A 14,201-nucleotide genomic window follows, 5' to 3' on the forward strand; every position below is an offset into this window, starting at 1 on the left:
AGCGGCCCGCGCAGGTCTGTTCTGCTACAGGGGGAGTGGGGCATGACGCCGGACTCGACGACGCAGATCAGATGGGGATTGGGGGCCGCGCTGCTCGCCTTGGGCATGGTCGCGATCCTGGCGCTCGTGCCCGATCCTTTCTTCCGCCAGCGGGTGATCGCCACGACCCTGGACGATGTCGAGGGCGTCTCGCCGGGTGTCCAGGTCTATTTCCGGGGGGCGCCGATCGGGGCGGTGCGGTCGATCGACCTCAACCGGCAAAGCCGCACCTTCGCCGTCGCCATGGGCATCGACCGCAAATGGCAGCCGTCCGCCTGCTCCTTCGCCACCGTCGCCTCGGCCAATCCGCTCACCGCGCCGCGCATCGAACTGGTGGCGCTGGAAACCGGCAGCGCCCAATGCCCCGCCGCCCGCCGCGCCTATGGCTGCGATCCGGTGCCGGGCCGGGAGGCCGCCGGTGCGCTGCCCGGTTGCCGTCGCCCCGCCGACCTGTTCGAAACCGCAGCCCTCGCGATCGGGGAAGCGGCCAATGTCGCCCGCACCGCTAACGCCATGGCGCAGAAATTGTCGGGCCTGTTGCAGGGTGACGGATCGGCGGTCGACATGGCGCAGGTCGCCCGCAACGCCACGCAAACGCTCGCCGCGCTCAATAGCCTCAGCACGCAGCTCGACCGCAGCTTCACGCCGGGCCGGGGCGACATCGCCCTGACCTTGTCGCATGTGCGGCAGGCGACCGGCCGGGCGTCCGAAATCGACGTTGCGGCGCTCAACGGCATCTTGCGCGAAACCCGGTCTCTGGTGGCGCAAAATCAGGCCAGCATCGCCGGGCTGCTGGCGGAGGGCAAGAGCAGCGCCGGGGAAGTACGCGGCATATTGGAGGGCGCGTCCGCCTCGCTGGTGGCGACCAGCGCCAATCTGGAGCGCACCAGCAGCAGTCTGGGGGCCTTGAGCGAGCGGCTGGCGGGCGATCCCACCTATGCGATCCGCGGCCAGCGCTATGCCGATCCGCCGCCGCCGGGAGGACAGAAATGAAGCCGATCGCCCTGCTGCTGCTCTGTGCGCTCCCCGCCTGCGCCGCGCTCAGGCCGGGCGATGCGCCGGTCACCATGCGCCTGTCGCCCCAATTCGCGCCCGGCCGGCCGGTCGCCGCCCCCAGCTTCACGGTCGCGGCGGTGCAGGCGCGCGGTCTGTCGGGCGGGATGCGCTACGCCTATGTCGATGCCGCCGCACCGGGCGAAATCCATCAGGCCGCCACCTATTTCTGGGAAGAGCCGCCCGCCGACAGTCTGGCCCGCGCGCTGGTCGCCGGGCTACGCACCCGCTTCGCCACCGTCACCGGCCCGTCGCTGGCGCTCGCCGCCGACCGGCGCGTGGTGGCGACGCTCGACCGGTTCGAGGAACTGAGCGCAACGGGTAACGCACAGGCGGTCGTCGCCTTCGACGTGACGCAGGTGGCCCAAGGCAAAGCGATCTGGGCCGGCCGCTATTGCGCGACCCGGCCGATCGCATCGGCCGCCGGCACCGTCCGCGCCGCTGCCTTCCAGGGCGCGATCGAACAGGCGGTCGTCGCCTTCGTTCAGGATGTCGCGTCGGGCACCGTGACCGCCGCGTCCTGCTGAATGAGGCGCCCGCGCTCCAGCCGGTAGACCCGCTCGCACAGCCGCCCCGCCAGCGCCCGGTCCTGCGTCAGCAGCAGCAGCAGCCGGTCGATCCGCCGCTCCCCGCGCCGCCGCTTGGACCAGTCGCCGGTGCCGATCGCCAGCCGCATATTCTCCTCGACGCTGAGGTCGCCGAGCAGCGACCCGCCCTGCATCGCCACGCCGCACCGCGCGCGCAACAACCGGCGCACATCCGGCGGCGCGACGTCCAGCGCCACGCCCATCAGGCGCACGGTGCCGCTGCCGGGCGTGACCAGCCCGATCGCCAGCCGCAACAGCCAGCTCTTGCCTGCGCCGCTGTCCGCCAGGATCGCGACCCGATCGCCGGCTTCGATGGCAAGGTCGACCTGATCCAGAAGCCGCGTCCCGCCCAGCACCAGGCTCACCCCCTCGAACGCCAGCAGCGCGCTCACAGCAAAGCCGTCCACAGCGCCGCCGCGCTGAAGATGCCCAGCAATCCGGCGGTAAAGGCGGTGGTCGCGCGCCGCCCGATATCGGCCGGTGACCGCACCGGCTTTGCCCCCACCGCGCTGCCCACGCCAAAGGCGATCAGTGCATAGAGCAATAGTTTGGCGATGCCGGTCAGCATCGCGGCGGCGGCCTCGTGGGAAAAGGCGAAGCCGGACCATAGCGGCCAGCCGACATTGGCGATCAGCGCCAGCGGGACCCCGCAGCCGATCACCGCCGCGATACCCCCCAGCAGCATATGGATCGGCGCGGACAGCAGCACCGCGGCCAGCGCCGGCCCCAGCGCATGGGCGACCGGATCGCGCCCCAGCGCCTCCAGCGCGTCGATTTCCCGGTTGAGCGCCATTGCGCCGAGCCGCGACGACAGCGCCACCGACACGCTGCCGCAGGCGAACAGGCCGACCAGCAGCGGCACGATGTCGCGCAGCAAAATCTCCGCCAGCCCGCTCAGCACCGGGATCTGCGCATTATAGAGCGTCAGCAGCCGCCCCGCGCCGATCCCGGCGATGATCCCGGCCAGTGCGGCCAGCGGCAGCAGCGTGCGCAATGGCCGCCAGACATGCAGCGGCAAGCCGTCCGCCAGTTGCCGCTGCGCCAGCGCATCGCCCGCGATCAGGCGACGACCCATGCCCAGCGCCGCGCGCATGGTCAGCCATGCCCCCGCGCCGATCGCGGCCAGCAGCTTGGGTCCGCCTCTCAGCGCGTCCATGGCGCGCGGCCGATCGCGCCGTCCGGGTCGATGCGGATGGCGCGCGGATCGGGGCTGGGATCGCTCGCCAGCAGCAGGTCGGCGCGCGCCGCCAGCGCCGTCATGCCGCCCGCATGGATCGCGTCCGCGCCTTGCACCAGCGCCGCGGCGCGGGGGGCTTCTCCGGCCGGCAGGGGGTCAAGGATCGCCTGCACATGGCAAGCCAATGCCAATTGTACCAATTGCCCCTGTGCCTGCAACGGGCCGAGCAAATGGCGCGACCAGCGATCGGCCAGATCGCCGACAAACACCGGCGCGCGGTCGGGATAATGGGCGCGCAACGCCGCCACCAAAGCGGCCGGATCGGGCGCACTATCCTCGCCGCCCGGCAACAGCGCCACCGTCAGCGTCCGCAACGCCCGTCGGCCCGACGCGCTCAGCAGCCGCGCCATGATCCGCACCTGCTCCCGGTCCAAATCCTTGATCGCTTCGCTGAGGTCATCATAGGGGACGATGTCGGGATGCAGCCGCCGCGCGTCGTCGCGCACCGCGCCATGGGTCCACCCCTGCACCAGCTTCGCCGCCATCCAGCGATCATGTTCGGCGCGCGACAATTCCTCCAGTTCGTCGGGGGAAAGGCTGAGCGACGGTCCGGCTCCCTCGACCAGCCGCGCGCCGATGTCGCGCAGTTTGAGTTGATAGCAGTCGGCGACCAGCCGGTTGTCGTCGCGGAAGCTTTCGGGCAGGTCTTCCCATTCCTGCATCGACGCGCGCGCGCCGATCCGCTCGCCCTCGGCAAAGCGCCCCTCCAGGTAGAAATCATGGATCGACCGGGCGAGCGCGTCGTGCCGGTCCTGCAACAGCATGTCGGGGTCGGCGAGGTCGGACAGGCCGCCGAAGGGGAAGATGCCCGCGCCGATGCGATGATCGTGCGCGCCCGCCATCCGCACATGGATCGGCGGGGCGGGCAGGGCGGCGGCGCGATAGCGCGCATCGACCGCCAGCGCGACGGCCAGCGCGCGGTCGTCGTCGTCCAGATCGATCAGGATCGCCACCGGCTCGCCGGACGCCGCGACATGGGCGTCGATCAGCATGCCGATCCCGGCCGGGTCGGGCCGCGCCTCGACAAAGCGCAGCGGCGACAGCGCGTCCGCGCCGGGATTGCGCGCGCGAAACGCCGCCTAGCCCTGCGCGGCGTCGGCCATGTGGATAACGAAAGCGGGCTTGCCGCCGTCGCGATAATGGCCGCCCGCCAGCGTGCGGAGCAGATAGCGTTCGATCAGCGGGGTGAAGCCGATCACCAACACGCCGCGCCCCACCTGTCCCGCGCGGGTGAATCCGTCGATCGGCCGGGCCAGCGCCAATTGCCGCGCCGCGATGTCGGGCAGCGCCGCCAACCGCACGCGCGCCGTCCGCCGGTCGCCATGTTCGAACCGCTGCTCGACGCTGCGCCGCAGGTCGAGGTCGTCGACGCGCAGGATGATGTCGATCGGATCGCCCGCCGGCCGCACCGCCGCCGCCTGCGCCAGCACGGCGGACGCCAGCGCGATATTGCCGCGCGCCTCCCGCGACAGCAGCAGCACCGCGCGCGCCTTGTCCAGCGCCAGCGCGGCCGCGCTCTCCTGCGCCACGCCCTGTTCCACCTCCGCCGCGCCCGCCTCCAGCGCGTCGCCGATCCAGGTCGTGCGCCGGTCCTGCGGCCACAGCAGCACGCGCCGTCCGTCCGCCAGCGCGCCGCGCGCCGCCTGCGCGGCAAGGCCCCCGCCCTCGTCGCCCGCAATCACCAGATGTTCGCCCCGCGCCCGGATCAGCGCCAGCCGCAGCGGGTTGCGCAACTGCTCCCAGGCCAAAGCCGCCGTCGACCAGAAGGTCAGCAGCGGCAGCGCCCAGCGCGCGATGTTGAGCGCGAGCGGCAGGTCGCGCCCCTCCAGCACCTGCGGAAAGCTGCCGACGATCAGCCGCATCGCGCGCATCGCATCCTGCATGACGGTCGATACGATCCCGGCCTGCGCAAAGGCCTGCGCAAAACCCCATGTGCCCAGCAGGAAGGCGAGGGCCATCGCGCCGAAGCGCACGACCGGCGCCACCGGCGGCAGGTGCAGGCTCCTGATGCTCTTCTGTGGCTGGCCCCCCATGGCCGGGGTCAGTTGCTGGTCTGGAGCCGGACGAAGGCGGCGGAGACGCCCGCACCCTGACTGTTATTCTGGCTATCCCCCTGACGCCCGGCCAGCTTGGCGCGCAGCCTGGTCAGGAACTGTCGCTCGGTGCCGTTCACCACCTCGTCATCGCCGAACAGCGGCTTGGCCGACGCCAGCGCGACGATCAGTTCGGGGCCGAAGGGCGGCGCGACCTGATAGCGTTGCGCCGCCTGCGACAGGCCGATGGTGACGCGCCGCACGCCCTTGCGGTCGGGTTCGGGATGGCCACGATGCAGTTCGACCGCGCTGCCGTCGGCCTGAAGGTAGATGATGCTGAGATAGGGCCGCGCCGCGCTCGTCGTCGCGCTGACGCCGAAAATCTCATTCTCCTGCATCACCACCGGGTCGCCGCTGCGATCCTTGCCGTCCGCGGTCAGCGCGACGATGCTGGTCCCATCGCGGGAGAGCGGTGCGGCGAGCGTCAGCGCCGCCTCGCATTGCGGCCAGGGCAGGTGGCGCACCGCGAAGCTGCGGGTCGGGTCGGCCCTGGCGGACGCTTCGCGCAGCGCGGCGATGGCGTTGAGGTCGCCGGAAAAGCCGGTCACGCTCTTGCCCTGCACCGACACCGCGCCGCAGGGCATGGCCGCCATCTGGTCGGCGAAGATCTGGGCGTCGCTGCGCGGCGGTGGGGGCGGCGTGCCGGGCGCGGCCGGGGCGACCGGCGCTTCGAGCGAATAGGCTTCCCCGGTCAGCAGCTTGAAGGTGGCATAATCGATCCAGGCATAGCCTTTGTCGCCCCAGATCGGCCCCCAGCTATTCATGATGCGCAGGGCCTGCCGATCCTCGTCATAGCCTACGATCGCCATGGCGTGATAATTGGCCCTTTCGGGCTTTTCCGCGCGCCGATAGACGCCGTCGCCGCGAAACGCCTTGAAATCTGCGGGGGCCGGCATGGCGAATATCACCGGCGCGCCGCGCGCCAGGGCGCCCTTGACGTCGTCCAGCACGATCGGCGTGCGCCAGTCGTCCTTGACCTCCCGGTCGACCGCGCGCCAGTCGAGCAGGCGGAAATTGCCCGCCTTCTCCTTCAGCCCCTCAGCCGCAGGAATGGCGCATTTGGTCATGTCGTCGGGAAATTCGGCCAGGCTGACCGTGCCCTCATTCTTGAGCAGGGTCAGCGCCTGGACGATGCTGATCGTGCCGGTGCAGGGCGATCCCGCCGGGCGCAGCCGGTTATAGACATAGGCCGGACTCATCTGGTCGGCCGGTTCGTCGGGTTGCACATTCTTGTCGCGAAAATTGAGGAAGGTGCGCGCGGCATAGGTGGTCGCCCAGGCGACGCAATTGGGCTGCGGACCCTGCGATCCGGGCGGCGGATAGGCGTTGGACAGGTCCACCTGCTTGGGCAGATAGGCGCGGAACCGCCCCTGTTTGGGCAGCTTGGCATAATCTTCGGGAGAAACGGGCTCCGCCCCGGTCATGAACAGCGCGTCGTCGCTCTGCTGCGCTGAAAGGCCCGCACCAGACAGCGCCAGCAGCGCGCCGCTTCCCCATGTGACGAGACGACCTGTCATCACCCGTTCCTCCCCTGATGCGCTTTTTTAGAAGCGGTAACCCACGGTCAGCGTCACCGCGTCATAATCGAAATCATGCGAGAAGCTGCTGGTGCCATGGGTGTAGATCAGGCCGATACGCAACTGCTCGGCCCGGCTCTTCTGCTCAACCTCGCGGGTGCGGATGCCCACGCTCAGCGCCGCTTCATGCACATTTTCATAAGCTTGCGGATCGCCGGTCAGCTTGGTCCAGGTGTAGCTGGCGCGCATCGATCCCTGCCGCCCGCCGAACATCCGTCCCTTGAACGGCAATTGATAGGCGATGCCGTTGCGGAACGCCCAGACATCCTCCTTGAAATAGAAGGGCAGCTTCTTGCCGATGCCGATATCGGTGGTGGTGGACCATCCAACCATATTGCCGATGGTCAGGTCGCCGCGGCCCACCTGCGCGATCTTGTAGCGGCTGGTGGCGGACAGGGTCAGCACTTCGTTGCTGGCGCCGAAATAGCCGTCATTGTCGCTCACACCATAGGCGACGCGCGGGGTGATGAGCCAGTTGGGCTGCACCGGTATTTCGACGCCCGTCGACAGCGTGCCCAGAATCGTGGTCTGGCCGTCATTGACGTGCAGGACATTGAGGATCGGATCGATCAGCACGCGGGCGCGGCTGCCCTCCGAAGGGCGGAACGCCTTCTGGTAGCGCAATTCGTAGCGCTGGCCCTCGGCCCCTGCGCCGCCCCAATAGGTGAAGGCGCCGCCGATCGTGTCGGCATCCCCCTCCATGTCGAAACCGGGCGTGTCCGGGTCGTCGTCATAGTCGAGATCGTTGAGATTGAGCGCGGTCGTGACCGCCGTATGCTGCAGGCTGTTGGGACTGCCGATGCTGGCATAATAAGGCGAGGCAAAAGCCGTACCCGGCACGAGCGCCGCCACCGCGGCCGCGATCAGAAACTTCTTCATCGATATTACCCCTCTTGATGCGCCGGCTTCCCATTTCCCGCGCAAACCCTCAGATATTCCGCGTCAGGACGATCCCCCGATCTCGTCCGGCTCCAGGTCGCGCACGACGCGCAAGCCTGCGTCCTGCCGGCGCTTGCCGGGCGGGACGGTGAAGCGATTGGCCGATCGCAGCGCATCGGGCGCGCTCTCGAACGATCCGCCGCGCATGATCCGCGCGCGGCAGGACGTATCGGTGCAGCCCGACGTCCATTCCCACACATTGCCCTGCATCTGGTTGAGGCCGAAAGCATTGGCGGGATAGCTGTTCACCGCTTCGGGATAGCCGCGATAGGGGGCGGTATCCGATCCGTGATAGCGGGCGGTATGATCGTAATTGGCCATGGACGGCCCGATATCGTCGCCCCAGGGAAAGGCCGACGGCGCGCCGCCGCGGCTGGCATATTCCCATTCCTGCTCGCTCGGCAGGCGATAGGCGCGGCCCGACTGGACCGTCAGCCAGGCGACGAAGGCCTGGGCGTCCTCATAGCTGATGTCGGTCGCCGGGATCAGCGGATTGGGATTGTCCTTGGACCAATTGCCCAGCTTCGTGCAGGCATTGTCGCGCACGCAGGCATTCCATTCTGCGATCGTCACTTCATAGACGCCGATGGCGAAGGGTCGGTCGATTCTCATTTCGGCCTGCACCGCCTCATCCCCGCCGCGCCCCGGTTCCGAGAGGGGGGACCCGAATGGTGTCAGCCCGGCCGGGATCGCCCGCATCCAGGGACAGTTGGCGCAATCGTAGAAACGATCGCTCGCCGCCCGGTCGCAGGAAATGAAGCAGGGCGGCGCGCCTTGCAGCCCATAGTCGAAGGTCGGCTTCTGGAAATTCTTGCCCGACGACAGCGCCACCCGGTCCGACACGCGCTTGAGCGCATCGGCGATATTCTGCTGCGGCCGGCGGATTTCCTCGGCCAGCACCTTGGAAAAGATGCCGTCGTCAAAGGCGACCTGGTCGGCGCTGGTGGAAAAGGCGACCAGATAGCCCTGGTCGGGCCGGATCGCGGCGGCGGTGGCGCGCACCATGCGGCGCAACCCCTTGCTGCCCGCCAGTTCGCCCACCGCGCTGGCCTCTGTCCCGGTTTCCGCCGCGATCATCTGGGTCAGCGACGGCGGCGGCGCGGGCAGGACGTTGCGGCACATGTCGAGCACGATCAGCACCGTCTTCGCGCCCGATCCCAGCAGATTATGGGTCAGCGCCGCGCGGGTCAGCGTGGCGCTTTCGGGCGTCAGGTCGCGGCCGGCATCGACCGGCAGCAGCATGACGTCGCCATAGCTGCCCAGCGCCGCGCCATGGCCGGAAAAATAGAGGGTGCCGAACGCCTTCGGCCCGGCCGCAGCCAGCTTCGCTCGGAAATCGGCGACGGCTTGCAACATCGCCTCACGCGACAGGTCGCGGCGCACCTGCACCGGACCGTCACCGCTGGCATCGGTGAAGCCGGTGGCGTTGAGCGCGGTCGCGACCTTGTCGCCATCGGCATAGGTGGAGCCGAGCTTGTCGAAGGCCTGATAGGCGCCGTTGACGATCACCAGCGCCAGCCGCGGCTCTTCCGCCGCGCGCGCGGGACCGGCCAGCGCGAGCAGCGCCAGCGCCAACATCGCCGCAAGCGCGCGGATCAGGCCGCCCTCCGGATGTGGACGGTTCATTTTGTCGCCTTGCGCGGCGCGAACTCGACCTGGGTCACGACCTGATCGACCCCGTCGACATGCAGGACCGCGTCATAGCGGCGCGCGGCCCTATAGGGTTCGGCCGGGCCGCCTCCGAACAGCTTGGCGAAGAAGCCGCCCAAACCGCGTCCCTTCTGGCAATAGGGAGCGACGCTGACCGCGCCGCCGCTCTGTTTGACCTCGTTCAGCCAGGCGCCCAACGGCAGCGGCGCTTCATTGTCGGCCGGATAGGGGGTGTCGAGATCGACCACCACCGGGCGGCCACGCCGCAGCTTGGCCTTGAGCGCGCGATCGAAGCGGGCCGGATCGGTAAAGCGCAGCGTCGGCTTCGCCACCGGGCGATCGCAACTCTTGAGCACGGGCGCGACTGGCGCGGCGGCGACCGGCGCCTGCCGGCCGGGATCGACAGCGGGACCGGGATTGACGGCGTGGACGGGCTGCTGCGCCTGTGGCTCCTGTGCAACAGGCTTTGGCGCGGGCGGCTCCGGCGGCAATATTCGCACGCCACGGCCCGCCGCGCCCTCCACAGCGGCTGGTTCGGACGGCGGAGCGTTATCCGCCTGCGTCAGGGCGTTTGCCGCTCCACCTGCAAAAAGCATAAAAGAAGCAACGACTATAGTGCAACGCAACACGGCCATTTGTCCGCTCCGAGTCAAGATATAGTTATTGCCCCGATTACCTTTCTGAGACTATGGATATATAGCTATTGAGGCAACAAAAAAGCGCGGGGGAATCCCAATGTCGAAGGGGCGACGTGGACTCTGGGCAACAGTATTGACCGGCTTTGTCACAATAATGACTAATCCAGGTTACGCCCATGCTGAAACGCGCGCCTTGCTGGTGGGGGCGTGGCAGTTTCAGTCCAAGTTGATCATGGACCTGGTGGGGCCGGAAAATGATCTGGCGGCCATGGAGGCGTTGATTCGCGGTCAGGGCGCGAGCGACGTCACCGTCCTGCGCAATGACGGCGTCAGCCGCACCACGGTCGAAACCGCGCTCCATGCGCTGGGCCTGCGGTCCAGGCCGGGCGACTGGATCTTTCTCTATTATACCGGCCATGGCGCGCTGGCCGAAGCCGCGGTCAAGGGTACGCGCGACGGCGATACCGACCAGTTCCTGCCGCTGCCCGGCTTCGATCCCGACGTAAAGGATGCCGAGCGCTTCATCGTCGACAAGGATTTCTACACCTGGCTGTCCCTGTACGTGCCGAAGGGGGTGCAGGTGCTGATGATGGCCGATACCTGCCATTCCGGCACGCTGCATCGGTCGGTCGATCCGCGCGCCATGGGCATGACCCCGCGGCTGACGCTGGGCGCGCGCAATGTGGAGCTGGGGTCGCGCCCGGCCCCGCGCTTCGCCAGCGTGCTGGCGTCCGGTGACGCCGCCCCGGTCAGCGCCACCCGCGACGACCTGCCCAACCTCTATTATATCAGTGCGGCGCGCGACGATCAGATCGCCTGGGAAAATGCGCTGCCGGTGGAAGGCGCGCCGACCCGCGGCTTCCTGACCTGGTCGTTCGAACAGGGCGTGACCACGGCGCGCGCCGACGGGAAGGGGATGGCCGCCGACCAGGATGGCGACGGCATATTGTCGATCGGCGAACTGGGCGCCTATCTCAACGTCCAGGTGCGGATGCTGAGCGGCCAGCGACAGGAAAGCAATACCGTCATCCCGCCGGGGCGGGAAGGGCAGGGGCTGTTCGCCACCGTCCCGCCGCCACCCGCGCCGCCGGCCCCGCCGCCGCTGCCCGGACTCTATGTCGCGGACCTGAAGGCGCGCGCCAGCGTCAGCGGCGACCATCCCTGGCGCATTCTGACCGATGGCCAGGGCGCAGACTTTGTGTGGGACGCGCGGGCGCAGGCGATGCTGCGCCGCACCGGCGACATCGTGGCGCAGAATGTGAAAAGCCCGGCGCAGGTCCGCGGCGTCATCGACAAATGGGCGGCGCTGGAGGCGCTGCGTCCGCTCCTGTCGGAACGCAGCGCGCGGCTGATGGTCGGCCCGCTCGACAATGGCGCGCGCTATCCGTCCGGTGCGCCGGTCACGCTGGCATTGGCCCCGGTTCAGGCGCAAACGGGGGATGGCGCGGTTGCGCCCGGCCCGCACTATGCGACCGTGTTCAACATCGCGTCCGACGGCACGGTGCAACGACTCTTCCCGGTCGCCGCGTCGGACGGGAAGGGCGAACTGGCCGCCGGCCAGTTGCTGCCCGTCCTCGACAGCCAGGTCATTCCGCCCTTTGGCGCGGACCATGTCGTTGCGCTGGTGACGCCGCGACCGCCCGACGATTTCCGCCTGCTGCTGCGCACGGTCGAGAACCAGCGCGCCGCCGCCCGGCTGGTCGGCCCGATCCGCGACCTGATCGCCAGGGCCGGGGCGCAGGCCAGCCTGTCGATCGGCGAACTCTACACCGGCAACTGACGATGCCGCCGCGCGCCTCAGTTGCTCAGGATCACGGTCCGGCTTCTGGCAGCGCTCTTATTGCCGATATCGACCCGATATTGGCCCGACGCGCGCGGCGTGACGGCGCAGACCGGGGCGTAATCGGCATTGTCGTCCAGGCAGAGCTGCTTGCCCGACGCATCGAGCAGGCGGATATACATGTTGGTGCCGATATCGCCGATCGCGCCGATGCGCAGCGGCTCGCCACCCTTGGCGGTGACGTTGAAGCGATAGGCGTTGCGCGGATTGACGTCGAGCACGCGCCGCACCAGCCCCTTGCCGAAGGCGGAGGCGACCACGCCGCGGCCCGACGCCGACTGCGCCAGCCGGATTTGCAGCAACAGCGCCTGATCGTCGCGCGCCAGCGCCTTCGCCTCGGCGAACAGCGCGTCGGGGGAAAAGGCGGCGTCGCCCTGCGCCGGGGTCGCGCCATCGGTCATCGGCACCTGCTGCAACATCCGCGCGGCGGTCAGCATCGCATGGGGATCACGCTCGCGCCGGGCGAAGTCGGCGACCTGCCGCGCGGCGATCGCCTGGGCGAAGGGATCGGCGGGCGCGGCGGGGGGCGTGGCCGCAGGGACGACTGGTGGAGGAGTGGCTGGCGGCGGCACCGCCTCCTGCGCTGCGACGGGACCATAAAGCGCCATCATCGCCACACCCGCGATCAGGAATTTCCGCATCATGTCCAACCCTCTCGGTAAGATCTTCTCGTCCCCTGTGGATACCGCCGCAGCGGTGGGAAAGCCAGTGCTTGCGGGCGGCGCGGAACTGGCGGGCTATGCGCACAAGCACTTGTCGGCGCTGGTCGGCGCGGTCGGCGGCGAAGGACGCTACGCCGCCTTCATCAGCTACAGCCATGCCGACATGAAGGTCGCGCGCTGGCTGCACCGCGCGATCGAAAATTACCGCGTGCCAAGCGGGCTGGTGGGAACGGCGGGCGATCGCGGCCCGATCCCCGCCCGGCTGCGCCCGATCTTCCGCGACGAGGATGAACTGGCGGGGGCCGCCGAACTCGGCCCCAAATTGCAGGGCGCGCTCGCCCGGTCCGACGCGCTGATCGTCATCTGCTCGCCCACGGCGGCGCGATCGGTCTGGGTGGACAAGGAAATCCGGTCCTTCAAGCGCTGCAATCCCGACGCGCCGGTCTTCGCGTTGATCGCCGCTGGCGTGCCCGGCGATCCCGACACCGACTGTTTCCCCGCGTCCCTGCTGTTCGCGCTGGACGCGGCGGGCGAACTGGATCGCAGCCAGCCGCTCGAACCGCTGGCGCCGGATTTGCAGAAGAACGAGCGCCATGTCGTCAAGCTCAAGCTGATCGCAGGCTTGCTCGGCGCGCCCTATGCCGCGCTCTATCGCCGTGACCAGCGCCGCAGCCGACGAATCGCCGCCGCCCTCTCCGTCGCCGCGCTGCTGCTGATCCTGGTGCTGAGCGGCCTGTCGATCGCCGCCTTCACCTATGCCCGGATGGCGGTGCAGCAGCGCAACGAGGCGCAGGCCGCGCGCAAACTGGCGGAGCAGAACGCCGACAAGGCGGAGCGCCGCGCCTGGCTGGCCCAGGTCGCCGCGCAGGAGGTGCGCCGCATGGTGGCCGAAGGCGAAAGCTGCCCGCGGCCGTGAGCCGATCCGCGCCCTAGTCCCGCCAACTCGGATCGATCCGGTCGATTCGCCGCACCATCGTCTGGAAATCCGGTACGCCCGGCCCGACCGGCAGTTGCACGGCGCTCAGGTCGCGCTGATGCACCGCGATCACCTCGGCCGGAATATCGATCGGCGTCCCCGCCGCGCCGGCCGCGACCTGGATTTCGCAGGCCCGCTGCAACAGCCAGTGGGTCAGAAAGGCTTCGGGCAGGCTCCCCGCCATCACCAGCGTCCCATGATTGCGCAGCAGCATAACGCGCCGGTCGCCCAGATTGGCGATCAGCCGCTCTCCCTCATCGGCGCGAATCGTGATGCCCTCAAAATCATGATAGGCGATTCGTCCGATGAAGGCGGCGGCATAGAAGCTGATCGGTTTCAGCCCCTCGGCGCAGGCGCTCACCGCCATCCCCGCAGTCGTATGGGTGTGGATGATGCAATGGGCGTCGGGCAGATGCCGGTGAAACACGCTATGCTGGGTGAAGCCCGCACGGTTGACGGGATAGGGGCTGCCGTCCAGCACCTGACTGTCTATGTCGATCTTGACAAGGTTGGACGCGGTCACCTCGTCATAGCCCAGGCCAAAGGGATTGATCAGAAAAGCGCCGTTTTCCTGCGGTACGCGCAGCGTAATATGGTTGTAGATCAGCTCCGACCAGCCCATATGGTCGAAGATACGGTAGCAGGCGGCAAGCTGCTGGCGCGCTGCCCATTCGGCGGCGGGCATATCGGGGCGTTTGGCGGCTGTAGCCATGGCGATCCTCCACTATTTTTATGCCGCCACTATCCGCCCACATGCTCGGCTTGTCGAGTATGAAGGCTTTAGGGTTGAATTTGCGCGGGCCTGCTGATAGGGCGCCGCCCACATGGCGTAGGGCGACCTGCGACGACTCACTGGCTTTGCTATTCGGTCGGCCCGTCGGGAAGGATGTGAAAATCCCGGCGAACCGCT

14 protein-coding genes are annotated in these 14,201 nt (G+C 68.7%); 4 read left to right on the plus strand and 10 right to left on the minus strand.

What is annotated here, in order from left to right; genetic code table 11:
* Nucleotides 1-42: 42 nt before the first annotated feature.
* Nucleotides 43-1,032 carry an MlaD family protein gene (locus tag EWH12_RS02785; protein ID WP_129925631.1) on the plus strand — a complete coding sequence of 330 codons (990 nt, stop codon included), beginning with the start codon at nucleotides 43-45 and terminating at the stop codon, nucleotides 1,030-1,032.
* Complete coding sequence (locus tag EWH12_RS02790) at nucleotides 1,029-1,619, plus strand: ABC-type transport auxiliary lipoprotein family protein (RefSeq protein WP_129925632.1); 591 nt, start codon at nucleotides 1,029-1,031, stop codon at nucleotides 1,617-1,619. Before EWH12_RS02785 ends, EWH12_RS02790 begins: the two co-directional genes overlap by 4 nt.
* Here the strand turns inward: EWH12_RS02790 and EWH12_RS02795 are convergent.
* From EWH12_RS02795 to EWH12_RS02825, 8 genes are all read right to left on the minus strand, one after another.
* Nucleotides 1,577-2,071: an ATP-binding cassette domain-containing protein gene (locus tag EWH12_RS02795; RefSeq protein ID WP_129925726.1), complete on the minus strand. Its 495-nt coding sequence runs from the start codon at nucleotides 2,069-2,071 to the stop codon at nucleotides 1,577-1,579. The genes EWH12_RS02790 and EWH12_RS02795 overlap by 43 nt on opposite strands.
* Nucleotides 2,068-2,835, minus strand: a complete 768-nt coding sequence (locus EWH12_RS02800; protein WP_129925633.1) for an ABC transporter permease — start codon at nucleotides 2,833-2,835, stop codon at nucleotides 2,068-2,070. Before EWH12_RS02800 ends, EWH12_RS02795 begins: the two co-directional genes overlap by 4 nt.
* Nucleotides 2,823-3,908: a RyR domain-containing protein gene (locus tag EWH12_RS22595; protein ID WP_242495930.1), complete on the minus strand. Its 1,086-nt coding sequence runs from the start codon at nucleotides 3,906-3,908 to the stop codon at nucleotides 2,823-2,825. Before EWH12_RS22595 ends, EWH12_RS02800 begins: the two co-directional genes overlap by 13 nt.
* 87 nt (nucleotides 3,909-3,995) lie before the next feature.
* Nucleotides 3,996-4,949, minus strand: a complete 954-nt coding sequence (locus EWH12_RS22600; protein WP_242495931.1) for a hypothetical protein — start codon at nucleotides 4,947-4,949, stop codon at nucleotides 3,996-3,998.
* 8 nt (nucleotides 4,950-4,957) lie between these two features.
* Nucleotides 4,958-6,526, minus strand: coding sequence for a C1 family peptidase (locus EWH12_RS02810; RefSeq protein WP_129925634.1), 1,569 nt, complete (start codon nucleotides 6,524-6,526; stop codon nucleotides 4,958-4,960).
* A 27-nt stretch (nucleotides 6,527-6,553) separates the two neighbouring features.
* The gene (locus tag EWH12_RS02815; protein ID WP_066599444.1) at nucleotides 6,554-7,465 is read right to left on the minus strand and encodes a hypothetical protein; all 912 of its coding nucleotides are present in this window, start codon (nucleotides 7,463-7,465) and stop codon (nucleotides 6,554-6,556) included.
* A 63-nt stretch (nucleotides 7,466-7,528) separates the two neighbouring features.
* Nucleotides 7,529-9,151 carry an SUMF1/EgtB/PvdO family nonheme iron enzyme gene (locus tag EWH12_RS02820; protein WP_129925635.1) on the minus strand — a complete coding sequence of 541 codons (1,623 nt, stop codon included), beginning with the start codon at nucleotides 9,149-9,151 and terminating at the stop codon, nucleotides 7,529-7,531.
* A complete protein-coding gene (locus EWH12_RS02825) occupies nucleotides 9,148-9,771 on the minus strand; it encodes a hypothetical protein (protein WP_066599452.1) in 624 nt (207 codons plus the stop codon). The genes EWH12_RS02820 and EWH12_RS02825 overlap by 4 nt, the downstream gene beginning before the upstream one ends.
* Nucleotides 9,772-9,967: 196 nt before the next feature.
* Between EWH12_RS02825 and EWH12_RS02830 the strand changes: the two genes are divergently transcribed.
* Nucleotides 9,968-11,593 (plus strand): caspase family protein, encoded by a 1,626-nt coding sequence (locus EWH12_RS02830; protein ID WP_129925636.1) that lies wholly within the window; start codon nucleotides 9,968-9,970, stop codon nucleotides 11,591-11,593.
* A 17-nt stretch (nucleotides 11,594-11,610) separates the two neighbouring features.
* Here EWH12_RS02830 and EWH12_RS02835 read toward each other — a convergent pair whose 3' ends face one another.
* The gene (locus EWH12_RS02835) at nucleotides 11,611-12,297 is read right to left on the minus strand and encodes a hypothetical protein (protein ID WP_129925637.1); all 687 of its coding nucleotides are present in this window, start codon (nucleotides 12,295-12,297) and stop codon (nucleotides 11,611-11,613) included.
* Between EWH12_RS02835 and EWH12_RS02840 the strand changes: the two genes are divergently transcribed.
* On the plus strand, nucleotides 12,296-13,231 hold the full coding sequence (locus EWH12_RS02840) for a toll/interleukin-1 receptor domain-containing protein (protein WP_129925638.1): 936 nt from the start codon (nucleotides 12,296-12,298) through the stop codon (nucleotides 13,229-13,231). The two genes, EWH12_RS02835 and EWH12_RS02840, sit on opposite strands and share 2 nt — an antisense overlap.
* A 13-nt stretch (nucleotides 13,232-13,244) precedes the next feature.
* Here the strand turns inward: EWH12_RS02840 and EWH12_RS02845 are convergent, their stop codons facing one another.
* Entirely contained in the window at nucleotides 13,245-14,003 is a 759-nt protein-coding gene (locus EWH12_RS02845; protein WP_129925639.1) for a class II aldolase/adducin family protein, read from the minus strand.
* Nucleotides 14,004-14,201 lie beyond the last annotated feature (198 nt).

The organism is Sphingobium cupriresistens, from assembly GCF_004152865.1.
GTDB classification, from domain to species: Bacteria; Pseudomonadota; Alphaproteobacteria; order Sphingomonadales; family Sphingomonadaceae; genus Sphingobium; species Sphingobium cupriresistens.